Source organism: Acinetobacter sp. P1(2023) (assembly GCF_028367635.1).
Taxonomy (GTDB): domain Bacteria; phylum Pseudomonadota; class Gammaproteobacteria; order Pseudomonadales; family Moraxellaceae; genus Acinetobacter; species Acinetobacter pittii_E.
This window is the reverse complement of sequence record NZ_JAQNDD010000001.1, coordinates 652,463-677,552: the sequence shown is the minus strand read 5'-3', so window position 1 is coordinate 677,552 and position 25,090 is coordinate 652,463. Positions and strand designations below refer to the sequence as shown.

Annotated in this window: 24 protein-coding genes and 3 pseudogenes; 17 read left to right on the top strand and 10 right to left on the bottom strand. The window is 38.2% G+C overall.

The window, feature by feature from the left end:
- From POD11_RS03100 to rimI, 4 genes and pseudogenes are all read left to right on the top strand, one after another.
- Nucleotides 1-73: pseudogene (locus tag POD11_RS03100) on the top strand (hypothetical protein); the annotation flags it as partial.
- 205 nt (nt 74-278) lie between these two features.
- Nucleotides 279-1,158, top strand: a pseudogene (locus POD11_RS03095) (metal-dependent hydrolase).
- A gap of 233 nt (nt 1,159-1,391) precedes the next feature.
- A pseudogene (locus POD11_RS03090) lies at nt 1,392-2,266 on the top strand (metal-dependent hydrolase).
- 107 nt (nt 2,267-2,373) lie between these two features.
- The gene (rimI, locus tag POD11_RS03085; RefSeq protein ID WP_262456269.1) at nt 2,374-2,835 is read left to right on the top strand and encodes a ribosomal protein S18-alanine N-acetyltransferase; all 462 of its coding nucleotides are present in this window, start codon (nt 2,374-2,376) and stop codon (nt 2,833-2,835) included.
- Here the strand turns inward: rimI and POD11_RS03080 are convergent.
- Together POD11_RS03080 and aat are read right to left on the bottom strand one after the other, a co-directional pair.
- Entirely contained in the window at nt 2,821-3,636 is an 816-nt protein-coding gene (locus POD11_RS03080) for an arginyltransferase (RefSeq protein WP_004703325.1), read from the bottom strand. The two genes, rimI and POD11_RS03080, sit on opposite strands and share 15 nt — an antisense overlap.
- Before the next feature lie 18 nt (nt 3,637-3,654).
- Nucleotides 3,655-4,386, bottom strand: coding sequence for a leucyl/phenylalanyl-tRNA--protein transferase (gene aat, locus POD11_RS03075; RefSeq protein WP_262456289.1), 732 nt, complete (start codon nt 4,384-4,386; stop codon nt 3,655-3,657).
- Between the two features lie 109 nt (nt 4,387-4,495).
- Here aat and POD11_RS03070 point away from each other — a divergent pair, with 109 nt between their 5' ends.
- Nucleotides 4,496-4,795 carry a putative quinol monooxygenase gene (locus POD11_RS03070; RefSeq protein WP_262456268.1) on the top strand — a complete coding sequence of 100 codons (300 nt, stop codon included), beginning with the start codon at nt 4,496-4,498 and terminating at the stop codon, nt 4,793-4,795.
- 56 nt (nt 4,796-4,851) lie between these two features.
- Here the strand turns inward: POD11_RS03070 and trxB are convergent, their stop codons facing one another.
- Complete coding sequence (trxB, locus tag POD11_RS03065) at nt 4,852-5,802, bottom strand: thioredoxin-disulfide reductase (protein WP_239967534.1); 951 nt, start codon at nt 5,800-5,802, stop codon at nt 4,852-4,854.
- A gap of 269 nt (nt 5,803-6,071) precedes the next feature.
- Between trxB and POD11_RS03060 the strand changes: the two genes are divergently transcribed.
- On the top strand, nt 6,072-9,116 hold the full coding sequence (locus tag POD11_RS03060; RefSeq protein WP_262456267.1) for a DNA translocase FtsK: 3,045 nt from the start codon (nt 6,072-6,074) through the stop codon (nt 9,114-9,116).
- A 151-nt stretch (nt 9,117-9,267) separates the two neighbouring features.
- Nucleotides 9,268-9,888, top strand: coding sequence for a threonine export protein RhtC (gene rhtC / locus POD11_RS03055; RefSeq protein ID WP_262456266.1), 621 nt, complete (start codon nt 9,268-9,270; stop codon nt 9,886-9,888).
- Between the two features lie 41 nt (nt 9,889-9,929).
- On the opposite strand, the gene POD11_RS03050 is transcribed toward rhtC, so the two are convergent.
- The 6 genes from POD11_RS03050 to POD11_RS03025 all read right to left on the bottom strand — a co-directional run bounded on the left by POD11_RS03050 (nt 9,930) and on the right by POD11_RS03025 (nt 14,293).
- Nucleotides 9,930-10,217 (bottom strand): PA4642 family protein, encoded by a 288-nt coding sequence (locus POD11_RS03050; RefSeq protein WP_002121755.1) that lies wholly within the window; start codon nt 10,215-10,217, stop codon nt 9,930-9,932.
- Between the two features lie 83 nt (nt 10,218-10,300).
- The gene (minE, locus tag POD11_RS03045) at nt 10,301-10,573 is read right to left on the bottom strand and encodes a cell division topological specificity factor MinE (protein WP_000896934.1); all 273 of its coding nucleotides are present in this window, start codon (nt 10,571-10,573) and stop codon (nt 10,301-10,303) included.
- Between the two features lie 2 nt (nt 10,574-10,575).
- Nucleotides 10,576-11,388, bottom strand: a complete 813-nt coding sequence (gene minD, locus POD11_RS03040) for a septum site-determining protein MinD (protein WP_002121719.1) — start codon at nt 11,386-11,388, stop codon at nt 10,576-10,578.
- Between the two features lie 66 nt (nt 11,389-11,454).
- Nucleotides 11,455-12,183, bottom strand: a complete 729-nt coding sequence (minC, locus tag POD11_RS03035; RefSeq protein WP_005075304.1) for a septum site-determining protein MinC — start codon at nt 12,181-12,183, stop codon at nt 11,455-11,457.
- Nucleotides 12,184-12,303: 120 nt separating this feature from the next.
- On the bottom strand, nt 12,304-13,350 hold the full coding sequence (locus POD11_RS03030; protein WP_016141999.1) for a hypothetical protein: 1,047 nt from the start codon (nt 13,348-13,350) through the stop codon (nt 12,304-12,306).
- A 16-nt stretch (nt 13,351-13,366) separates the two neighbouring features.
- Complete coding sequence (locus POD11_RS03025; protein WP_262456265.1) at nt 13,367-14,293, bottom strand: acyltransferase; 927 nt, start codon at nt 14,291-14,293, stop codon at nt 13,367-13,369.
- A 246-nt stretch (nt 14,294-14,539) separates the two neighbouring features.
- Here POD11_RS03025 and POD11_RS03020 point away from each other — a divergent pair, with 246 nt between their 5' ends.
- From POD11_RS03020 to POD11_RS02975, 10 genes are all read left to right on the top strand, one after another.
- Nucleotides 14,540-15,193, top strand: coding sequence for an OmpA family protein (locus tag POD11_RS03020; protein ID WP_239967538.1), 654 nt, complete (start codon nt 14,540-14,542; stop codon nt 15,191-15,193).
- Between the two features lie 193 nt (nt 15,194-15,386).
- Nucleotides 15,387-17,426 (top strand): UvrD-helicase domain-containing protein, encoded by a 2,040-nt coding sequence (locus tag POD11_RS03015; RefSeq protein ID WP_005070868.1) that lies wholly within the window; start codon nt 15,387-15,389, stop codon nt 17,424-17,426.
- A gap of 23 nt (nt 17,427-17,449) precedes the next feature.
- A complete protein-coding gene (gene dut, locus POD11_RS03010; RefSeq protein WP_262456264.1) occupies nt 17,450-17,902 on the top strand; it encodes a dUTP diphosphatase in 453 nt (150 codons plus the stop codon).
- Between the two features lie 198 nt (nt 17,903-18,100).
- Nucleotides 18,101-19,519: a phosphomannomutase/phosphoglucomutase gene (locus POD11_RS03005; RefSeq protein ID WP_224993000.1), complete on the top strand. Its 1,419-nt coding sequence runs from the start codon at nt 18,101-18,103 to the stop codon at nt 19,517-19,519.
- A 15-nt stretch (nt 19,520-19,534) separates the two neighbouring features.
- The gene (gene argB / locus POD11_RS03000; protein ID WP_262456262.1) at nt 19,535-20,440 is read left to right on the top strand and encodes an acetylglutamate kinase; all 906 of its coding nucleotides are present in this window, start codon (nt 19,535-19,537) and stop codon (nt 20,438-20,440) included.
- A gap of 122 nt (nt 20,441-20,562) precedes the next feature.
- A complete protein-coding gene (locus POD11_RS02995; protein WP_016144532.1) occupies nt 20,563-21,345 on the top strand; it encodes a GNAT family N-acetyltransferase in 783 nt (260 codons plus the stop codon).
- Nucleotides 21,346-21,452: 107 nt separating this feature from the next.
- Nucleotides 21,453-22,301, top strand: coding sequence for a class II glutamine amidotransferase (locus POD11_RS02990; protein WP_262456260.1), 849 nt, complete (start codon nt 21,453-21,455; stop codon nt 22,299-22,301).
- A 251-nt stretch (nt 22,302-22,552) separates the two neighbouring features.
- Complete coding sequence (locus POD11_RS02985) at nt 22,553-23,008, top strand: bacteriohemerythrin (RefSeq protein WP_002121698.1); 456 nt, start codon at nt 22,553-22,555, stop codon at nt 23,006-23,008.
- 153 nt (nt 23,009-23,161) lie between these two features.
- Nucleotides 23,162-24,229 (top strand): hypothetical protein, encoded by a 1,068-nt coding sequence (locus tag POD11_RS02980; RefSeq protein WP_262456259.1) that lies wholly within the window; start codon nt 23,162-23,164, stop codon nt 24,227-24,229.
- Nucleotides 24,229-24,543 (top strand): RnfH family protein, encoded by a 315-nt coding sequence (locus POD11_RS02975; RefSeq protein WP_174726826.1) that lies wholly within the window; start codon nt 24,229-24,231, stop codon nt 24,541-24,543. Before POD11_RS02980 ends, POD11_RS02975 begins: the two co-directional genes overlap by 1 nt.
- 64 nt (nt 24,544-24,607) lie before the next feature.
- Here the strand turns inward: POD11_RS02975 and POD11_RS02970 are convergent, their stop codons facing one another.
- Nucleotides 24,608-25,006, bottom strand: coding sequence for an outer membrane protein assembly factor BamE (locus tag POD11_RS02970; protein WP_002121740.1), 399 nt, complete (start codon nt 25,004-25,006; stop codon nt 24,608-24,610).
- Between the last annotated feature and the right edge of the window lie 84 nt (nt 25,007-25,090).

Sequence of the window (25,090 nt, the reverse complement as noted above, 5' to 3'; positions counted from 1 at the left end):
AGGTCTACGTTTTGCGATCCGTGAAGGTGGTCGTACTGTAGGTGCTGGTGTTGTTGCGAAAGTAACTGCATAATCACTTTCAGTGAAAAAAAGCGCTCTTTTTAGAGCGCTTTTTTTTATACTTGATTGTCTAACAATTACTCTAAAAGCTGGCCTTAACTGATATTTCAATGTCCCTATTTACCCTTAATCCTTTTTATTAACTTTGTATGATAAGAATCAAGAAAATAAACAATAAAGTTTGAGTAACTAAGGTTACTTATCAAGGAGCTTTGGGTATGAATGCTAAAGTAAATATTACGAATCGTGCCGGTGCAAGCTTTCCAGTACGTCGTATGAATTTTGACTTTAATGATGTACCAGAATATTGGATGAATGGTTCTGCTGGACTCACACATTTTATGACTGCATTGTCAGCATTGTTTCCAGCTGGTGAGAAATTCTTTATAGATAGTGTACGAGCAGTACGTTATCACCCAGCGATTAAAGATGATGAAGCACTACAAAAAGAAATTAGTGCTTTTATCGGACAAGAAGCAATGCATACTCAAGAGCATGTGAACTTTAATGCTTCTGCTCAAAAGTTTGGTCACGATATAGAAATATTAGAGAAGTTTACCGATACGGCGATTCAAACAGCAATTAAAGCTTTCGTAAAAATTGTTAAACCTTTCGGTATGACGAAAGAAATGGTTGACCTGACTGCTACGACAGCTCTTGAACATTTTACCGCTACTATTGCTTCTCAATTATTAGTCAATAAGCACATTCAAGAGCTTATGACAGATGAGACGATGTCTACCATGTGGTATTGGCATGCTATTGAAGAAAATGAACATAAAGCCGTAGCTTTTGATGTATACGAAGGTGTATTTGGTAAAGGTGTAAAAGCTTATGCTTTACGAACCAGTTCTTTAGTGTTTGCTATGACTTTAATCTTTTTGATCCAGTCATCTTTTGTGCTTCGTTTATTAAAGCAAGACAAAAAGTTAAATTTAGCTGAACTATCAGTAATTTATAAATACGGATAGCCCATCTAAAGGCATTATTAGTGGTATGGCTAAGGAAATGTTAGCTTACTTTAAACCTGGTTTTCATCCAAATGATCTAGATACCGTGAGCCTATTGAAAAACTGGAAGGCAAAATTAGGTTTATAGTTTCAATTCATGATTTATAAAGGACCAATATTGGTCCTTTTTTATTTTCTATGTCGAGTTCAACGAGAGATATCTTAGGTTTTGCACCTTTATGCGTCTATGAATGACCTCATCTGATATTTCTCTGTCCTCATCTGCACTTAATTGGTACATCGAAAGACGTATGATTATAAATATTAAGAAAATAAATAAAGTTATATGTGAATTAGCTATTCACTTAAAAGGAGTCTGAGATGAATGCTAAGGTAAATATTTCCAATCGTGCTGGTGCTAGTTTTCCTGTACGTCGATGGACTTTGAATTTGCTCAGGTCCCACGCTATTGGGCGAATTATGATGCAGCATTAACACATTTTATGACAGCATTATCAGCCCTTTTTCCGGAGGGTGAGCAGTTCTTTGTAAATAGTACGCGTGCTGTTCGAAATGATCCAAAGCTTGCTGATCCAGATCTTCAAAAAGAAATTAGTGCTTTTATTGGTCAAGAAGCGATGCATTCGAAAGAGCATTTAGCATTTAATGCTTCTGCACAGGCTTATGGTTATGATGTGCGTCATATGGAAAAGCAAACAGGAAAAGTCATTAAGATGGGTACAGCTGTTGTAACCAAATTAATGAAACCTTTTGGCTATACCAAAGAAATGATTGATTTGACAGGAACATGTGCGCTAGAGCATTTTACATCGACGATTGCCGCTGAACTTTTACAAAACCCTGAAATTCAGGCTATGTTCCAAGATGACACTATGTATCATTTGTGGATGTGGCATGCAGTTGAAGAAAATGAACATAAAGCTGTGGCATTTGATGTTTATACAAGCATGTATGGACAAGGTCCGAAAGCTTATTTTATGCGTTCAACAGCCTTGATTATTGCAATGGCATTAATCTTCGCAACTCAATCTTATTTTACTGCGAAGTTACTCAAGACTGATGATAAATTAACTTGGAAAGATACGAAGTACATGCTTAAGTTCATGTATGGTCGTAAAGGTTTTATGACTCGTCAAATTCCAGAACTACTTGATTTTTTAAGACCAAAATTTCATCCAAATGATTCTGATACCACAGCATTGTTGGCAACGTGGCGTGAAAAATTAGGTCTTTAAAATTACTTTAAAAAAAGGGCAAATCAATTGTCCTTTTTTTTGCTCGTTTTTTCTTGGGAAGTTTTTATAATACGCACTACTTTAGAATCTTCATTGCGTTGAGACTCATGATTCGTATTATGCAAAATACTGATGTTGATATTGTTGTTCAAATTGAAAAATCAGTTCAGACACATCCGTGGTCAAAACAGCAATTTATTGAATCTTTGAATTCTTATCAATGCACAGTAATTGAGTCACAAAACAGAGTGGTGGGTTTTTGTATTTTACAGCCTGTTTTAGATGAAGCGAATTTATTACTCATGGCAATTGATCCTAAAATGCAAGGGCAGGGTTTAGGATATAAATTATTAAATGAATCGATTGAAAAATTAAAAAATCAGCCCGTACAAATATTTCTAGAAGTTCGGGAAAGTAACAAAGCTGCTATCGGATTATATGAAAAAACAGGCTTTCACCAAATTGACCTGCGCCGCAATTATTATCCTACTCAAGAAGGCGGACGGGAACATGCAGTCATTATGGTAAAAACCTGTACAGATGATTTCGCATCTTTATTTAATGATTAAATTGTTCCATTCAGAAGGTAACGTTGTCATAAGAGAAGTACCTAGCTGTTGAATTTCTTCTGGTGACAATGATCGGTTTAAACGACGCCATTGTCCATCAAGTAGAAGTTCTAAAGGTGTATATTGCGACTTATAGTTCATTTTGGCTGAGTGTGGTACCCAATAGCCTAAATAAAGGTACTCTAAACCGAGCGATTTAACATATTCAATTTGGTTAAGAATAGAATACACACCAAGTGATCTACGATGCTCGTCTGGATCAAAAAACGTATAGACAGCCGATAGTCCATCATCCATTAAATCGCAAGTAGAAACGCTAATGAGACGATTGTCTTTCCAAAGCTCAAGAAAAAAACTATCTGTACAACTATGTACTAAAAACTTTTCAAACTGATCTAAGCTAGGTGGAAACATATCGCCATCTGCATGACGTTCATTAATGTAGCGTTCGTATAAATCATAATGAATTTGTGCTGCCTGTCGCGTAGGCAGCACAGTCATGGTGAGATCTTGATTCCGTTTCCATGCTTTTTTTTGCATGCTATTCATTTGGAAATCGGCCACTGGAACACGACAAGACAAACATTGTCGACATAAGTGACATTCAGGGCGATAAACAAAGTCACCACTACGACGAAAGCCTAAACGAGAAAGTTCTGAAAGGGTGACAACATCAATTCGATGGATAGGGTCTAAAAACACCATGCGTGCAGATTTATTTTCTAAGTAGCTGCAATCATGAGGCGGAGTAATATAATACTGCAGATCATTTAAAAGGGACTTCGGGTGATATGATTTCATGATTGGTCCCTCCTGTTATCATTCCATTAATTTTGCATCTAATGCTATTGTTTTACTTGAAAATACACGTTCTTGATACTTTTTCCAATTGATAGAGGGGTGAATAATTACATCTTGTAACGATTTTAAGTAGTCTTGACGAGAAAGTGTACTGGCTCCCAAACTAATTAGGTGACTATTGACGAGTTGGCAGTCTATCCATGGTAGCTGATTTTCTTGTCCAATGAGCATTAAAGTATAAAAAGCCATTTTTGAAACATCGGTTTCATTGCTAAACATTGATTCACCGAAACATCCTTTACCAATTGTAATACCGTATAAACCTCCTACAAGGTCCTCTTCATGCCAAACTTCAATACTGTAACCGTAACCCGCGTTAAACATCTCGCAGTAACCTTGAATAATATCTTCGCTAATCCATGTTTCATCTGCATAACTTCTTGGTAGAGAGCAAGAGCGAATAACTTGTTCAAAGGCATGATTTACCGTAATGGTGTAATCGTACTTTTTCATATTCCGAATGAGCGATTTACTTGGTTTATAGTTTTGAGGGTAGATCACGCAACGAGGTTCTGGACTCCACCAACAAATGGGTTCATCTTCATTAAACCATGGAAAAAGACCATGCGTATAAGCTTCATATAATGTAGAAGGGGAGAGGTCGGCACCGATACAAATTAAACCATGCCCATCTGGATCGGCTTCAATAGGGTCAGGAAAAATGAATTGAGAGAGCGGAAGTTTCTGCATAGAAGATAAAATGAAATGGAATAATTCAAAATTAACGTAACTAAGCTTCATTGACAATTTTTATTGTTCAACTTTAGCATTGCATGAATGAATAGAAAAGGTTCGCGTGATGCTAAAACTTATTGCAGAAGATTTTATTGATATTAGAAAAATTGATTTTGTTTTACCACTTTATCAAGAGCTTGTTGATAAAACGAGACGTGAAGAAGGATGTGTTGCGTACGATTTATATCATGATATAAAAAATTTAGGACATTTTGTTTTTATTGAGGAATGGGTGGATCGAGCTGCGTTAGATCGACATGTTCAGTCTGAGCACTTTCAACGGTTAGTTCCCCTGATTGACCAATATCAGACGAGATCAGGACGTTTTACACATTTAGACCATTTTGAAAATATGAAGCGATAAACATTATAAAAAAAAGACATCCAATTGTTTATTGGATGTCTTTTGCATCGATTAAATTAAGCGAGATTATCTAGATATTTTTCTGCATCTAGAGCAGCCATACAGCCTGACCCAGCAGAAGTAATCGCTTGGCGATAAATACTATCAGCGACGTCACCTGCAGCAAAAACACCAGCTACAGAAGTTGCTGTTGCATTACCAGAAGTACCGCTTTGTACTTGGATATAGCCATCACGTAGGTTTAATTGACCATCAAACATTCCAGTATTTGGTTTGTGGCCAATTGCAACGAATAAACCATGAACCTCTACATCTTGCTTAGAGTCATCTTGAGTTGATTTGAGGCGAACACTTGTTACGCCAGTATTGTCACCCAATACTTCTTCAACTTCATGATTCCAGATAATGCTGATTTTGCCTTCTTTTTCTTTGGCAAATAAGTGATCTTGCAAAATCTTTTCAGAACGTAAAGTATCACGGCGATGTACTAGTGTTACATGTGAAGCAATATTTGATAGATAAAGTGCTTCTTCAACAGCAGTGTTACCACCACCAACAACCATTACTTTTTGGTTTTTGTAGAAGAAACCATCACATGTTGCACATGCGCTGACGCCTTGGCCCATAAATTTTTGTTCAGACTCTAGACCAAGATATTGAGCTGTAGCACCAGTTGCAATAATTAAAGCGTCACATGTGTACTCTTCCATGTCACCTTTTAAAACGAAAGGACGTACATTTAAGTCCACTTCGTTAATATGGTCATAGACGAGTTCTGTACCAAAGCGTTCAGCATGTGCTTGCATACGATCCATTAATGCAGGACCTGTTAAACCTTCAGGATCGCCCGGCCAGTTGTCAACTTCGGTTGTTGTTGTAAGTTGCCCACCTAGTTGTAAACCTGCAATTAAAGTAGGTTTAAGGTTTGCACGTGCTGCATATACAGCTGCACTATAGCCCGCAGGGCCAGAACCGAGAATAATTAACCGAGAATGACGAGCACTCATTGAGGGTATCCTTATTTATTTCGAGAATTTTGAAAATTATACGTGAATTTACTGACCAATAGCGTGAAATCGATGTGGATAATATTGATCAGGACAATCGAATTAAGTTATATAACAATATAGAAGTGCCTTATGTTAACAACAACTGTAAAGAATCATGCACCTTTTTTGTAAGAACAAGTGCATAATATAAAGTTCATTCGTTGAAGATCTAAAATGTAGTTCTTCACATCTCTAAACCAATAATTAAATGGGTTACAGGACAGTATATGACTGCGGTGTCAAGTGTTTATGCACAGCGCTTATTGATGACATTATTCTTGGTTTCTTTTGGTATTTATATGTTTCTGGCAACAGTAACCTATACACCATTTGATCCGGGCTGGATGCATATTTCCAGTGATACTCAGCAAGTATCCAATGCAAGCGGTATTGCTGGCGCATGGATTGCAGATTTGCTGTTTGGTTTTTTAGGATGGGCAAGTTTGCTTATTCCAATTTTCCTTTTCATTGAAGCAATTCAAGTTTGGTGGCCACGTAGTTTCTTAAACCGCCCATTTCGTTATGCTGCACAATTCTTCTTAATTCTAGTTGTGTCTAGCCTGCTTTATTTACACTGGAATGTGCCGGCAGATACTTTAGATAATGCAGCTGGAGGAATTATTGGTTACGAGCTAGGTCAAAGCCTATCTCAATTGTTAACAATTTACGGTGCGACCTTCTTTTTACTGGTTTTCGGGGTAGTCTTGTTTACGCTTGCATTTGGGGTGCAATGGAGTAAAACATGGGTTACGCTCAAAGCGACACCAAGTTATTTACAAGATTTATTTTATAAGAATGTATCTCCGAGTGAGTCGGATTATGACTTAACAACTCAACCTGCCAACAAAGCAGCAGCTGTTAAAGTTACACAAGATGCAGAGACAAATGCGAATGCTTCAGATGAGAAAGAGATATCAGCCCCATCTGAAACAGCTCAACCTCAAGCAACAACACGACATGATGCTGTTGCTGAGCGTTTATTTGCAGATGTGTTAGCGAAAGAGCAGAGCCGCCCTGAACCTGTAGCAGAGGCACCAGTTGTTAATACTCAAAACTTTGAGCATATGCTTGAGCAAGCCCATAAACTTGAAAAAGATAGTCAACGTTTAGTTGCGACTGGCGAAGTATGGCGTGCTTTACAACGTGACGATGCAAGTCATAAGCAAGAAATTGATGCGCTTTTAAGAGCAGCTGACGACTCAACAGAGCAAGTGCCTGCTCGTGAGCAATTCCAGCAAACCATTTCTCAAGTGAATCAGAGTCAGCCTACACCTAAACAAGACTTACATGGTCTTGATTGGAATGATGATGAGATTTTTGATGAATTGCTTGCTGCTGTTCCAAACAGTAAAACTGCAACAGATGTGCATACACCTTTTGTTCAAGATCAACATGTAGAAGTAGAATCAACTTCGCAATCGTTTAATAATGCGAGTGAAACGTCTTCACCTTTATCGAATGTAAATCAGTCACCTAAAAATTTAGCAAATGAACAAGTTTTTGAAGATTTCGATGATTTATTAATAGATGAAGACATTGCTCCAGCAGAGCCTGTAAGAGCAAGTAGTTATGCCCAGTCTTCAGCATTTGTAAAAGCTCCTATTCAAACGACTATTCAGGCCGACAAACTTTCAAAAGAAGAGTTTATTGAGGCTTGGCAAGAGACTGCTGGAAAACCGCAGGAAAATTCTGATTTTGATGAAGACGATTTCGATTTTGATGCACCATTAACAGATGCATCAGGCCGACCAATGTCTCGTGCAATGCAAGTTGCCAAAAAACGTTTGGATTTGCCAACGTTGCCTGGACTTGATCTACTCGATAAGGTTGACCCAAATAAGAAAGTCAATTTTACTGAAGAGCAACTTTCACGTTTGTCTGAGTTACTTGAAATTAAATTACAAGAATTTAATGTTAAAGCTCAGGTGGTAGAGGCTCAACCAGGACCAGTTGTTACTCGCTTTGAGTTAGATTTAGCACCGGGCGTAAAAGCCTCTAAGGTAACGAATATCTCACGTGACTTAGCGCGTTCAATGTCGATGGCTTCTGTTCGTGTGGTGGAAGTCATTCCTGGTAAACCATATATTGGTATTGAAGTGCCAAACAGTGCCCGTGAAATGGTACGTTTGATTGAGTTATTAGAAACACCAACATATCGCGACCCAAGTGCATTAATTAGTATGGCGATGGGTAAAGATATTTCAGGTAATCCGGTACTAACAGACTTGGCGAAAGCACCGCATATGTTGGTTGCTGGTACGACAGGTTCAGGTAAATCGGTTGCAGTAAACTCGATGATTTTATCGATGTTACTTAAATATACGCCTGACCAATTACGTTTAATTTTAATCGATCCGAAACAGTTAGAACTTGCAAACTATAATGATATTCCACATTTATTAACTCCAGTCGTTACTGACATGAAAGATGCGGTAAGTGCTTTGAACTGGTGTGTGAATGAAATGGAACGTCGTTATAAACTTATGTCGTTCTTAAAAATTCGTAAATTAAGTGACTACAACCGTAAAGTTGAAGAAGCGATTGCGAATGGTGAAGACCTAATTGATCCGACTTGGAAACCGAGTGACTCGGCGACACAAGAACGCGCACCTCGTTTAACGCCATTACCATCTATTGTGATTGTTGCGGATGAGTTCGCCGACATGATTATGCAGGTAGGTAAAAAAGCAGAAGAAATGATTACCCGTTTGGCGCAAAAATCTCGTGCTGCTGGTATTCACCTATTGCTTGCAACTCAACGTCCCTCTGTTGATGTTATTACCGGTTTGATTAAAGCCAATATTCCAACGCGTGTCGCATTACGTGTAAACAGTAAAATTGACTCGCGTACTATTTTGGATGCTGGTGGTGCAGAAGACTTGTTAGGTCACGGTGATATGTTGTTCTTAGGACCAGGTAAAATTGAGCCAGAACGTGTACATGGTGCTTTTATTAGTGATGATGAAGTAAACCGTATTTGTGATGCTTGGCGTGAGCGAGGCGAGCCTGATTATATTGATGAAATTTTGACTCCATTTGATGAAGAGCCAGCATCACGTGGTTTTGAAGAGGGTGAGGGTGGTTCTGACCGAGATGCACTCTATGACCAATGTGTGTCATTCGTATTAGAAACTCGGAAAGCTTCTACATCTTCGCTACAGCGTAAATTTAGCCTTGGTTATAACCGTGCTGCTCGTATCATTGATCAAATGGAAGAGAACGGCATTGTGAGCTCAATGGGCCCTAATGGTAAGCGGGATATTCTAGTTTAATACGTATAATTTAAGCCTCTTCGGAGGCTTTTTTATAATCAAAATAAAAGTGAACCTATTTTATAAATGACTTAAAGATTTTATCGTCTAGTAAAAAATGCTAATGTATTTTCCTTAAATAAAGAACAATGAATTAAATCAGGAGAAAGACATGTTATTAGCTCTGATTACTTTAGCCTTTATTCACTTTTGCGCACTTATTACTCCCGGGCCTGATTTTTTCCTTGTATCTCAAACTGCTATTAGCCGGTCTCGTAAAGACGCTATACTGGTTGTTGGTGGTATAACAGCAGGTGTGATGTTTTGGGCTTGTTTAGCACTAATGGGATTAAATCTTATATTTGAGAAAATGGCTTGGTTAAAGCAAGGTTTGCTGCTTGCTGGTGGTTTATATCTGTGTTGGTTGGGTTATCAGATGCTACGGTCAGCTTTTTCAAAAAATCAGCAAGAGGGTAATGTTGCTGTTGAACTTCCCAAAGCACCTTACTTATTTTTTATTAAAGGTTTGATAACCAATCTCTCAAATCCGAAAGCTGTTATTTATTTTGGTAGTGTTTTCTCTTTATTTTTAGCCAATCCTCAACTTGATCAGGTCCACTGGCTACTCTTTATTATTGTCACAGTCGAAACAATTTTATGGTTTTGCTTTGTGACCTTTATTTTCTCGTTACCGAGTTTTAGAGCAGCTTATCGTAATTTTTCAAAATGGATTGATGGTATTTCAGGTGGTATTTTCACCGTATTTGGTATTTTCCTGATTGGCAATCGATAAGTTTAGATAAGAAAAAAGCCTCTTTTAGAGGCTTTTTATTTTTAAGCAAACTTCGCCAGAACTTCTAAAAATGGTGCCGATTGACGCGGAAACTTAGCAATTACATCGTGGATACGTTGGCCTTCAGGATCTTTGGCATTAATATCACGTCCGTCTGCAATAAATTGCGTTAATAGACGCTCATAGTCTGTTGGACGCATATGTTTGAAAGCATGGTAGAGCACATGAAAATCTGCATTCACACCACTTGGAGGAAGTTGGTTGAGGTAGGCAAAAACACGCTCATCGGACCATTCTTCATTGAAAGTTGCTGGCTGTGATAATGCCATGACAATCTCCTCATTTTAAAAAAGGCAAAATAACTTGCGTTATTTTGCCTTGATTCTGATTTATTGAATAGTCAGAAATAGAATTATCGTTCTTCAGGTAAATTGATATTCATTTCTAACATTTCAATATTAGCTTCAGAGCGAACCTGCATTTGGATATGCTGTTCACCTACACCGCTAACATAACGACTAACCACTTGCATGATTTCTTTTTTCATCTGATCAATCTTGTCTTGGCTTAAACGACGGCCTAAACCTTGTTCAGAAGCAACAATAACTTTCAAACGATCTTTGGCAGTTTGAGCACTTGATGGTTTTTCTTCACTGCTAAATAATTTACTCCAGAATCCTGCCATATCTACGCTCCAAATAGTCGTGCTAACCAGCCTTTAGGTTGAGCTGTGATGTGTCGATAAGGACGGTCTTCGCCAAGGAAGCGTGCAACCAAATCATCATACCCCTGACCAGCTTTAGTTTCTGAATACAGAATAACTGGCTTACCCTCGTTTGATGCTTGTAATACACTTGGACATTCTGGAATAACACCTAATGTCGGTACGCGTAAAATATCTTTAGAAATATCATCAATTGTCAGCATTTCCTGACGGTCAGCACGTTCCGGGTTAAAACGTGTAATACATAAATGTTTACGTATACGCCCTTCGTTGTGTTCAACTTTCTTGGTTTTGCTATCTAACATACCAATAATGCGGTCAGAGTCACGTACTGAAGAGATTTCAGGGTTTGTTACGATGATTGCTTCATCTGCATGATACATGGCTAAAATCGCACCACGTTCGATCCCCGCAGGTGAATCACAAATAATGTAATCAAATTCTTGAGATAGCTCATCAATAACACGAGCAACACCTTCGTCGCTCAACGCATCTTTATCACGTGTTTGTGAAGCCGGTAAAATATAAAGGTTTTCGATATCTTTATCGCGAATAAGGGCTTGTTGCAGACGTGCTTCATTATTAATAACATTAACGAAATCATATACAACACGACGCTCACAACCCATAATCAAATCAAGGTTACGTAAGCCTACATCAAAATCAATCACAACAGTTTTATGACCACGAAGGGCTAAACCTGTTGCAAAAGATGCGCTCGTTGTAGTTTTACCTACACCACCTTTGCCTGATGTTACGACAACAATTTTGGCCACCGAATCCACTCCTATTATGGTCATACACCCTTAAAAGGGCTGTTTTTTGGTGATTTGCTTAATAAATTAAAGTTCTAGAGCTTCAAATTCAAGCTCTTGCTTTTCATTTAAATAAATATGTACTGGCTTTTTTACCACATGTTTAGGGATATCATCTGCGACGCAATACGTTCCGGCAATGGAAACGAGCTCAGCCTCTAAAGATTGGCAAAAAATGCGTGCAGCTGCGTGCCCGCCCGCACCAGCAATGACTCTACCACGAACTGTGCCATAAATATGTATATTTCCTGATGCAATCACCTCGGAACCACTATTCATGCCAGCCTTTAAAATAATATCGCCGTTATCTTGTACAAGGGATTGGCCTGTACGCAAAATTTCATCATGATAAGAGGTAATATGAGCGACCGCTATCTTGTTTAGTGGTTTTTTTGTTTCTGCTGAAGACGAGGCAGGGGCGGTAGCAGGTTTTTCCACAATAGCAACTTGTTCAGCTGTCGCTTTAATGCGTTGTAAGGGTTGATCTGCCGGTAAAACAGGGAATTGAATAGCGCGAGCTTCATCTCCTAAAATACCGTCGATTACCGCCATTGGTTGTAAACCTAAGCTCACCAGAAGTTGAATTAATGCAATTAATTCTTGCTCAACTGTACTGTCAATAATCACTAAAGTTCCCTGATAGGAACCTTCATTTAAAATATTTGATAATTGCTGGCGGATCACATCATGATCATTGGTATCGAAGGTTATCCTGCTAAAGTTAACCATTCTGCCGGTAATCCGTATATCAGCCATAAGTCTTCCTTCAAGGCGTTAAACGAGCTGTAATATCGTTAAGTTTATTGTAAATAGGGCAAATGCTAGAACAATTTGTGCCAATTCTCTAGCGTGATTCATAAAAAATTAAATAAATGCTTATTCTTTGATTCGATCATACTCCGCAAGCGTTTGTTGCCACTGTTTGACCTTGACTTGTTTTCGTACAGACTCCAGTGTCTCGAAAACGACAGATTCAACCAATTGCTCAAGCTGACGATTATTAATATTTATCTCACTTACTCTTTGAGAAATTAATTGATAAGTAGGGTTCGGATTATTTGGTGATCCCTCAATTAGAGGCTCAATTAGACCTGCGCTAATATTCTCACCCAATCTTTGACCAATGCTTTGGATTTGCTGTTCAATGCGACCGCCGACTAAAGGAATTAAGCGTAATAATTGAGTTAGCTCGGGCGTATCTACTATGGCCTGATCTACAATTTTCCCAACGCCTTTTGTAATGGCAGGCTTTTGTTCTTTTAAAGCAGTTGCTAAAGATTCTTGTAATAATGCTGTTAGGGTAGCAGTAAATTGCTCACGATGATGATTAACTAAGTCGTGAATAATCTGTTTATGGCTAGAACTGGTTTCAAGTTCATATCTAATACCATCAATCACGGTAATTACAACACGGTCGGACAACTCTTCCATTACAACGCGATAGTAAAATAAACCAGTTTTTCGCCAGCTTTCCGGAACAACCGGATAACCTAACTCATGTAAGCGATAGGCAATAATCCCAGCACGGAATAAACGTAAAAAACGGAGCTGAGGAATAATGGCTAAAATTTCATACCAGTGAATAAACGGGAAAAAGAACCAACGCTTATGGTGTTTATTGATGATCGCAATGGCCCAGCGGACAAGCAACTCAACAATTAAAAAACCAATAAACCAAGCTTCTGACGTGATCACCCATGGATGGAGTGAAGTACGATAAAAGCTGAGTACTTGGGGCAAGTGAATATGTTCAAAGAACCATGCCCCAATGCTGCTCATTAAAAAGAAATTACTAGCAAGACAGAACAGGTTAAAAATGATAATAAACACCATAAAGATGTCATAGACCAAAAACAGCTTAAAGGACAGGCTGCTTGGGTCTACATGATGGTATTTGGTTTTTTTACCAGAACTGTTTTGCATAATAACGAGTGCTTTCTTAAATATTTGCAGTGGTATATTGAGATTTCATTTGCTCAATAAGTTGATCTTTTTCGGTCCAAATTTCATGAACCCATTGCTGGAAACGTTCACGATAAGCTGCGTCATCTTCGTAGTTGCCCCCAAGCACCCATTCCGGAATTTCAATTTTACGTAAGTTGACCGCAATTTTTGAAACGTCCCCGAGCCAGAAATCGCTATATCCCGGTACGTCATCAGGATAGACAATAGTCATATCAACCAAGGCATCGATTTTGTCGCCTAAAATATTTAAGGCAAGTGCTAAGCCACCTGCTTTTGGTTTAAGCAAATGCTTATATGGCGATTTTTGTTGGTCGTGTTTTTCTTGGGTAAAGCGCGTACCTTCCAAATAATTTAATAATGTAAATGGCTGACTTAAAAGCTGTTCGCAAGCTTTACGTGCTTCCATCATGTCACGATCTTTAAGTTCAGGATTTTTGGCAATTTGTTCTTTGGTGTGACGCTTCATCATCGGGAAGCCTAAAATTTTAAATGCTTGCCCAACAAAAGGAATAAAGATGAGTTCCCATTTGGTAAAGAAACGGGTGAGGGGCATACGGGTTAAACCAAAATATTGGTTTACAGTCGTGTCTACCCAACTTTGATGATTGCAGGTCATTAGATAACGACCTTGCATATTCAGGTCAAGCCCTTCATCAATGGTAATGTCCCATTTTAGATTTGGTAAAACATGATCAATGAGCCAGTTATTTACCCCTAACCAGCTATTTGTAATTTGAATATTAGTTTCGTCTACTTTTGATGACTTTTTTAATAGCTTGGTTAGACCTAGTGCAAGAACAGGTGGGCCATGAAAAAAAGTACTTCCTGTAATGACTGTACCTACAGTGAGTCCACGTGTAATTTTTTTTAGCGCAGATTGCTTATTGGGTGCAGTTGACATATAAATGACCCCGAATGTCTAAAATCCATAGAAAAGTTGTTTAACTATAACTATCGTAATATGAAATACAACGACATCTTAGACAACAATGAAGAAATTGTGATGAGCTGGCATCTGAAAGTGCATCAAAATATTACAAAAAAATAACTAAACTGTTTATTATTAACAAAATATCAATGTTTTATACTTCCTTTTTGTTTCATCATTCATTCAGACAACAAAACACACAAAGTGAGGAGGCATGCAATGCGTGCATTAGTTATTTCAACAGTGGTAGGGGCAGCAGTAGTTCTTTCTGGTTGTCAAACAACTGGTAATAATCTTGGTGGCGTTGAATACGATAAAGCCGCATTAGGTACTTTAATTGGCGCAGCAGCTGGTTACGGTGTTTCTAAATCAAATGCAAACTCTAGTCGTCAAAACAACCGTGCTGCAGCAATTGGTGCAGTTCTTGGTGCCGCTGGTGGTTTATACCTTGACCAGAAAGAGAAAAAACTTCGTCAACAAATGGCGGGTACTGGTGTAGACGTTGGCCGTAACCCAGATGGTTCTGTTCAATTGATCATGCCTGGTAGCATTACTTTTGATACAAACAAATCAAACATCAAGCCAAACTTCTATGCAACTTTAGACAAAGTAGCTCAAACATTGGCTGAAGATAACAAGAGCGCGATTTTGGTAACGGGTTATACAGATAATACTGGTAATGACTCTATCAACATTCCATTATCTCAATCACGTGCACAATCAGTTAAAAACTATTTAGCTGGCCGCGGCGTTCCATCTAGCCGTATCGATGCACAAGGTTATGGTTCTTCTAACCCGATCGCAGACAACTCAACTGCATCTGGCCGTGAACAAAACCGCCGTGTAGAAATCAGCATTTATGCTAAACAATAAGATTTAGTTTATTGTTTCAAAAACCACCTTCGGGTGGTTTTTTTATGGGTGCAGTACAAGAAATAATCACGACATTCTGCGGCGCATAAATTGCATTATTAGACATCATTTATACATATCCATAGATTTACTATTGGGATTCTAAAACAGAGATGACTATAATCATGCTCGAAAAATTAAGAGGTAATACGCGATGTCATCTGCCAGTCAATTGAACAACAAGCAAGAAGAAGCCATGAAATATACTCAGGGCCCTTTATTGGTGCTTGCTGGCGCTGGTTCAGGTAAAACATCGGTAATTACCCGTAAAATTGCCTATTTGGTGCAACACTGCCGTATTCCAGCGCATCGTATAACCGCGATGACCTTCACAAACAAAGCTGCACGTGAAATGAAAGAGCGTGTGACCAAGCTTTTGTCGCGTGAAGAAGCAAAAGGTTTATCCGTCTCTACTTTCCATACTTTTGGTTTAAACCTTTTACGTTTAGAACTTAAAAATTTACCTTTAAAAGCTAATTTTTCGATTTTAGATGCAGATGACTGTAAACGTATTTTGATGGATTTGATGCATCGCGATAATTTGTCGGGTGCAGAGAGTAAAGAATTAATTGCCAAAGCAATGAAGAAAATTTCAGATTGGAAAAATGATCTGATTTTGCCAGAACAAGCACATTCAACTTGTGAAACACCAGAAGACGTACAGTTTGCACATCTCTATCAACTTTATGAACGTAATTTACGCGCATACAATGCCGTTGATTTTGATGACTTGATTGTTATGCCAACACGCTTATTGCAAGAAAATGCAGAAGTACGTGATAAATGGCAAAACCGTGTACGCTATTTATTGGTCGATGAATATCAAGATACCAACACGGCTCAGTATATTCTGGTCAAACTGTTAGTTGGGGTAATGGGGCAGTTCACCGCGGTGGGTGACGATGACCAATCGATCTACGCATGGCGTGGTGCTAAGCCTGAAAATATGGCTTTGCTTAAACAGGATTTCCCTAATCTACATATCATTAAATTAGAACAAAATTATCGATCAACCAGTCGTATTTTAAAAGCAGCGAACTGTGTGATTCAAAATAACCCACATATTTTTGATAAGAAATTGTGGAGTGATAAAGGACATGGTGAAGTCATCCGAATCATTACATGTCGTAATGATGACGATGAAGCAGAGCGCGTGGTTAAAGACCTACTGACTCATAAACTGATGAACGGTAAGAACTGGAAAGATTATGCTGTGTTGTATCGCGGGAACTTTCAGGCTCGTGTACTAGAAACCCAACTTCGCCAAATGCAAATTCCATATAAACTTTCTGGCGGTACATCGTTCTTCGCGCGTGCAGAAATTAAAGATGTGATGAGTTATTTACGTCTTATTATTAATCCAGAAGATGATAGTGCTTTCTTACGTATTATTAATACGCCTAAACGCGCAATTGGCCCAGTTACTCTTGAGAAGTTAGGTTTATTCTCACAAGAAAATAATTTGTCTTTACTCGGTGCTTCTGCTGACCAGCGTTTAAGCATGGTGCTGCCTAAAAAGGCAGAAACTCAGCTTCATGAGTTTGCCGATTTTATTGCGACATTTACCCGTGAACTCTTGGAAGATGACGAACCTGTGCCTAAAGTTCGTCAAATGATGAACGAAGCGGGTTATATGGATTACGTTCGTGAACAGTCCGCTACACCTGCACAAGAGAAAAGTAAACTCGATAACATCGAGAACTTATTTACCAGTATTCAAAATCTGATTAACCGTGCAGAAGATGTTGATGAAAAGAACATTGAAAGCGTTATTCGCAAACTGGTTTTACTTGATCTGTTAGAACAACAGCAGGAAGAAGAAGATACAGACAAAGTTAACCTACTAACTTTGCATGCAGCAAAAGGTCTGGAATTCCCATATGTTTATATTATGGGTCTTGAAGAAGAGCTTTTGCCGCATAAAAACTCGATTGCAGCAGAAACCATTGAGGAAGAGCGCCGTCTCATGTACGTGGGAATTACCCGTGCACGCCAAGGTTTAACATTAACCTTAGCTGAGCAGCGTAAAAATGGCGGGCAGATGAAACAGATGACGCCTAGTCGTTTCCTTGATGAACTTCCGCAAGATGAGCTCGAGTGGTTAGGGCGTAAAAAGAAAATTGCGGCTAATGTTGATCCTAAAGAACAGGCTCAACAATATCTGGCAAATTTAAAAGCTTTATTAAAGCGTTAATTTTTTAATTTTTAGGAAATCCCATGAAAGTTCAAGTGAAATTGCTCGATCCGCGTTTAGGTAAAGAATGGCCTTTACCTTCATATGCTACAGCAGGTTCAGCGGGTTTAGATTTACGTGCCTGTTTAGATGAAGCAATTGATATTGAACCAGGACAAACTGTTTTAGTTAAAACAGGTATGGCAATTTATATTCATGATGTCAATTTTGCTGGTTTAATTTTACCGCGTTCAGGTCTAGGTCATAAACACGGTATCGTGCTTGGTAACTTGGTTGGTTTGATTGATTCGGACTATCAAGGTGAATTGATGGTTTCAGTTTGGAACCGAGGTCAAACAACATTCCGTTTAGAACCTGGTGAGCGCTTGGCACAGTATGTTTTAGTGCCAGTCGTACAAGCTGAATTTGAACAAGTAGAAGAATTTGAAGAAACTTCACGTGGTGCTGGTGGCTTTGGTCACACAGGTAAACAATAAGTTTTTGAGAATTTTAACGAAAATCAAACGCCTGCTGGTCAGGCGTTTCTTTTTGCATCTTGAATGTTACAATAGATTATATTACAACACGCTTTACTAATATTCTTTTAACTTTTTTAGCAAACAAACCTTTCAAAAATTTTGAATAATCTATGTTTTTGCGATAGATCGAATTGATCTTTAAATAGAAGATACGCTATGAATGTAAGACACTCATTTCCTAAAAGTATTTTTCGTGCTTACGATATTAGAGGCAAACTTTCTTATTTAACCACGGACGTTGTCCGTTCAATTGCCTATGGATTGGCACAGCAATACAAACAAGCAAAACAAACTCAATTAGTAATTGGCTATGATGCCCGTCTCACTAGCCCAGCCTATGCGCACTTAATTGAAGAAATTTTAATAGAACAAGGCTTAAACGTTACCAATATCGGCTGCTGCTCATCACCTATGATGTACTACATTGCTAGAGATTTTGGTGGTAACGGTATTATGGTGACGGCAAGTCATAATCCAAAATCGGATAATGGTATTAAGTGGATTTTAAAAGGTGAACCACCGTCTCCAGAAATGATTCAGCAGGTGGGTGAAGAAGCCCAAACTTATGTACCCAACCATTCAATTTCTGTACTTGAGCTAACCTTACCTCAATTTAAAGCTGAATTTTGCCAAAAATACCAACAAGCTATTTTTAAAGATATTCATTTAAAACGCCCTTTAAAAGTTGTTTTAGATGGTTTACATGGTTCAGCTGGGCATTGTTCAAAGCTAATCTTGGAAAAAATGGGTTGTGAAGTCATTGCTTTACGTACCGATCCAAATGGAGAATTTCCAGATCATGCACCAGATCCGTCACATGCAGCTCATTTAACTAGCTTGCGAAAAGCTGTAGTTGAGCAACAGGCTGATATTGGTATTGCTTTGGATGGTGATGGAGATCGTGTTGTTTTAGTCGATGAAAAAGCCCAAATATTGACAGCAGACCGTTTATTGTCGCTTTTCGCGCAAATGTGCCTTGAGCAGCACCCAGAGCAAGAAATTGTTTTTGATGTGAAATGTTCACGTATGGTTCAAGAGACTGTCGAAAAACTCGGTGGAAAAGCAAAAATGATCCGTACGGGAAGTAGTTTCCTGCGGGCTTATTTGTCTCAGTCGGGTGGACGTGCCATTTTTGGTGGAGAATATGCAGGCCATTATGTGTTTAATGATGGCCGTGGTTTTGGCTACGACGATGGTTTGTATGCTGCATTACGTGTAATGGAATATTTTACCCAATCAAGTGCTACAACAATTTCTGAATTATTTGCCTCATATCCAGAAAGATGTTGTACAGAAGATACTTATATTGGTACGTATCAGTCCGATCCAAAGTATGTATTACAAGATATTGAGATTTTAAGTCATCGTTTAGGGGCACGTATTAGTAAAATCGATGGCGTACGTCTTGATTTTGATGATGGTTTTGGCATTATTCGAGCATCAAATACTGGTGAATACTTTACAGTAAGATTTGATGCGGATAATCCTTTACGATTAAAGGAAATACAGCAAAAATTTGTAGATATGTTGCAAGAACATTATCCGCAAATTGCACAAGAACTTTCAGAGGCCTAACTAAGGAGAGGCGTAATGCCACAACATCAGCATATCGGTGTCGACAAAGCAAAAATCTTGATTGAAGCTTTGCCGTATATTCAACGTTTTACTGGTAAAACGCTGGTGGTGAAATATGGTGGCAACGCGATGACTGATCCGGAGCTCGAAAGTTCATTTGCCCGAGACATCGTTTTACTTAAAACTGTAGGGTTAAATCCGATAGTTGTTCACGGTGGTGGGCCACAAGTAGATTCATTTTTAAAGCAGTTAGGCCGTGAATCTGACCGTATTGACGGTATGCGTGTAACTGATGCTGCAACCATGGAAGTGGTTGAAATGGTATTGGGTGGTAGTGTAAATAAATCAATTGTTAACCTGATTAATAAACACGGTGGACGTGCAATTGGTTTAACGGGTAAGGATGGCAATTTACTTCGTGCCCGTAAATTGCTTATGGAAAAGCAAGAAGAAGATGGTTCTATCAAACATATCGATTTGGGTATGGTAGGTGAAGTCACTGGTGTGAAAACAGATGTATTGGAAATGTTCACTCAAAGTGACTTTATCCCAGTTATTGCTCCACTAGGTGTAGATGAAAAAGGCAATACTTATAATATTAATGCTGATTTAGTCGCAGGTAAGGTTGCAGAAGCACTAGGCGCTGAAAAATTAATTTTGCTTACTAATATTAGTGGTGTGCTTGATGAAAATAAAAATCTGTTAACTGGCCTTACGACGCAAGAAGTTGATCGCCTCATTGAAACAGGTGTGATCTATGGCGGTATGATTCCTAAAGTAGGCTGTGCGCTTGATGCTGTTAAAGGCGGTGTTGTGAGTGCGCATATTGTTGATGGTCGTGTGCCACATGCATCTTTACTTGAAATCTTCACTGATCATGGCGTGGGAACACTGATTTCTAACCGCACTAAAACATCTTAAGAAATCCGTTATTCTTAATAAAAAGATCACTCTAGGTGGTCTTTTTTTATACCATTTTAATTTGGTCATTTTTTTGTCATGAGCTTTGACTAGTGTAGGGGATGTCACTAGGAGCGTTCATTATGCTGGAAAAATTTAATCAATATCGCCAAACCTGGACTTTACCTTTAAATCGTCATAAAGCAATAAATCAGACGCAATTTCGTTTTGAATGGGTTGATAATTTAAAAGAATTACAAGATGTACAACGGTTTCGTGCACAGCAATTTAGCCAACAATTCGGAATCAAGTTTGAAGATAATTTAGACCAAGATATTTACGATTTTGGTTGTGAACATGCGGTCTTGCGTGAAAAATGGACTGGAGAAATTGTAGCGTATACTCGTTTAAAGCTATTTCAAGGCCACGAAATAGCACAAAGCTACAGTGCCCATGAGTTTGATATTGTTCCTCAGTTATCCCATCTTCCAAATGTGTTAGAAATAGGCCGTACTTGTGTACATCCTCGCTTTCGTAATGGTAAAGCATTGTCAATGTTATGGTTAAACCTTGCACCGAAAGTGCTCTGGTCAATGCGCGCTAAATATTTAATGGGCTGTGTCAGTATTCATTTGCAAGATAATTTAGCTAGAGCGTATTACACACATCGCCAGATTCAACAGTTATCTGAAAGCAAAACAATTGATATTCGGTCTAAAAAAATCTATGAACCTGAATATCCGGAGTTTAGTTTTCCACAAGATGAACGTATGCCAAAACTATTTCAAATGTATTTGAGCATGCAGTCAAAACTATCGAAACAGGCATTTTTTGATGAAGAATTTAACTGTTTAGATTATTTTGTATTTCTTGAAGTGAATAAAGTCGCGACCTCATTTGTAATGAATAAAATGGTGCAGCGTTAATCATATTTCCTATTTTGTAATAGCCAGCACATATTGAGATTTGCAAGCCATTTTACTCTCATGCACAATAGAGCAGATGGGGTAATTAAAAGTAGTTTAAAAGCGATATGTGCCAGCTATTAGGAATGAATTGTGCAACACCAACGGATATTACTTTTTCTTTCCGTGGTTTTTCACAACGTGCAGGAATTACCTCAGATCATAGCGATGGATTTGGTATTGCATTTTTCGAAGATAAGGCGTGCCGTTTATTCGTTGATAACCAGTCGGCAGTTGAATCTCCAATTGCCGATCTTATTCGTAATTATCCTATTAAATCACGCAATGTGATTGCACACATTCGCAAAGCTACTCAAGGCAAAATCACTTTAGAAAATTCACATCCCTTTATTCGTGAGTTGTGGGGGCGACACTGGATTTTTGCTCATAATGGTGATTTACATGACTTTAATCCGCCATTAAGTGGACGTTTCACACCAGTAGGCAATACGGATAGTGAACGTGCATTTTGCTACTTACTCGATCAACTCGTTGAAGTATTTGGTTATGAAGAGCCAAGTCTTGAACAAATCTTTAAAGTATTAGAAAAGATTTCTCCGCAAATTGCGGAATACGGCACATTTAATTATTGTCTATCTAATGGCAAAGCATTATTTAGTTATGCCATTACTAAATTACATTGGTTAGTGCGTGAATATCCATTTAATCATGCTCACTTAATTGATTTAGATGTTGAAGTTGACTTTAGTCAGGTAACAACACCTGAAGATCGTGTGGCTGTTATAACGACTGAACCTTTAACACATAATGAAAATTGGACAGCGTATCAACCTGGTGAAATGATTTTATTTCAACATGGTAAACCAATTAAAAAGGCAATTACTTTTGTAGAAAGATTAAAGCGTGAACAGGAAAATCCTGAACTTAAACGTATTACGCGTGCAGATCAGTATTAATATAAAATACATTTAAAATATATGAATAAGGAAGTTTATATATTTTAATCAGTTAATAATAAAATAGTTTGTTTAAAAAATACTTTATTATTTTAGTTGGTTAATTTTAATTAAAATATATAAAAACAATAACTTGTGTTAAATATAATTTTTATATGCTAAAGCCGACAAAATAGGTTTGTTTTTATTTATATTCTTTAAATATATCATGCAGTTTATGCAACGATCATTAAGCATCATTGGGGAGATGTATGAAAATGAAATGGGCTTCAGAATATAATACGGGTATTGATGTTATTGATGAGCAACATAAACGAATACTTGATTATATTAATGAGATTGATGATGTGAAAGATGAAGAGGATAGACGTCGTATTAAAGATGTTTTAGACAATATTATCGATTATACGCAATCACATTTTACTTTCGAAGAAAGTTTGCAAGAGGAAGCTGATTATAAATATCGTGTACCTCATAAACGAGTACATGACTTATTTATTAAAAAAATAGAGTTATATCGTGAACGTTTTGAAATGGGACATACGATTGAAGCGGAATTACAAGAAATTTTGGCTAAATGGTTAATTAACCATATTCAACATGATGATGCCGATTATGTAGGGGCAGTAAAAGAAAATATGATGGGAATTATTAGAGAAAAAGAAAAAAAGAAAGGGAAAAACTGGTTTGCTCGGTTTTTCTCATAACCTGAAATAAAAATAATTCATAATTTCAGTTAGCGCGGCAAACTATCGATTCGGTAGTTTGCTTTTTTTATTGAGCAAACTTTGATTTTCAAGCATGACACGGGCAAAATATCTATAGTCTTTTTCAAGGAATGCATAATGCAGGACATACCTATGTCACGATGGTTATCGCCCCTGATGGCGTTTTGCTTATCTTTCATCATTATGGCGACATTGGCACCCACGATGGGCATCCAGATTGATCGTCAACTCGATTTCTGGTTATTGTGGTTAGGCACAATGTTGCTATTGGCACTCCCAGTTTGTTATTTGGAAATTGCTTTAGCAAAACGGTCGAAGACTACAGCCTTAAATGCGTTATCAAGTTTAACTCGTGAAGCAGATAGTTCCCCAAAATGGCGTTTGGTTGGCTGGCTTGCAGTTATTTTTATTCCATTTTTAGCGGGTAATGTATTAAGTACCGCTGGTAATTTACTAGCTACACAACTTAATAATAGTGTTTCTGGGCAGCTTGTTTTCGCAGGTCTTGCTGTTGTGGGCTTAATTTTATCTTTTATTCCACGTCAGATTTTAGTTTTGCTCATGACGATTGGGGTAATTGCTTCTCTTGTTTTAGCTAACACAATGGGAACGACTTTACAGCCTTGGCACTGGACAAATGTTGAGTTTAAAGAGTGGGGTAATGCGACTGTACTTGCGCTTGTTGCGAGTGGGCTAGGTTTAGGGCTTTACTGGCAAAATAGTGTAGGTGCTGTGCAAACGCAAGAAGGCGCAACCAAAACTGTTCTTCCAATCTGGTTAGCTCAGCTCATTGCTGTGATTGCCTTTGGTTTCTTTTCTTTACAAGCGCAGCTCCCTGTTTTTACTTGGATCTTTACCGCAGTCATGACCACAGCGTTATTTGTGCAATTGGCCAGAGAACAGCTTGCTCAGCGTCAGCTTATGCCAGTTTTACAGTGGGTGATTATTGTTGTAGCGATTGCGGTTTGGGCTGTACCTGAGCTTCATAGTATCTTTACACTGATTTTGATGCTTTGGGGATTACTCATTTGCCTGATCTATACCATTTTTGCTGGCTGGATTATGAAAATTAGCCATTTGCGTAAATCGATGAATTTTAGCAATGAGTTGTTTTATAACTTATGGCGTATTGCGGTACGTATTGTATTACCGCTTTCAATTATCATTGCCATGGTTGCGGTAATTGGACAAATGATCTGATGGAAAAAGCTCAGCAAGTGTGGGTTGCTTTTGCAGCCCCAGAGCAACAGTTTTTAGTTGCTATTCCATTTGAGGCTGGTATGACTGCATTACAAGCAGTTGAGGCGAGTGGGTTGCAAACGCAAGTAAGTTTGTCTGAGCCACTACAACTTGGCATCTTTGGTGCAAAAGTTGAGGCACATGCGATTTTGCAAGCGGGTGATCGAGTTGAGGTTTATCGACCTTTAACCATTAATCCTAAAGATATACGCCGTAAACGCGCCGAGAAAAACCCTGTGGGGCGATATATTAAAAGTAATCGCTTTAAGCAATAAGCCCCATAAACAAAACCCCTCAAAGTATTTCACTTGAGGGGTTTATTTTTATTAGAAAAAACGATTATAGTGGTGGTGCAGTTAAAATCGCTTCTTTAGAAGCAGGTAAACCTGGTTGCGATTCTGGAATAGTTTCTAAACCTTCAATTTTAGTTACTGTGCCAGTTCCATCAAAGTAAATTTTTAAATGCTGACCATGTGCTGCTGGGATTTTTGCTTTTTTCGCATAAGTTCCCGGGATATAGTTGTAAATGTAGTCCCAACGTAGAGGATTGAGGGGATCAGTCACAGTTGGACTACCAAGCAAAAAACGCACTTGCTGGAAATTCATGCCGACTTGTACTTGAGAGGCCTGAGCTTTGGTCAATGGAGTCCCTTGAGGAATATCAACCTTATATACACCAAAGATTGAACAACCGGCAAGGAGTGAAGTGACTAATAACGTCAGCACGAGTTTTTGCATTTTGCTACACTATCCCAATAAATTATGATGCATTTGATCAAAGGATAGATCATACTTCATCTAAATTCTATTGCCTATTCCAAC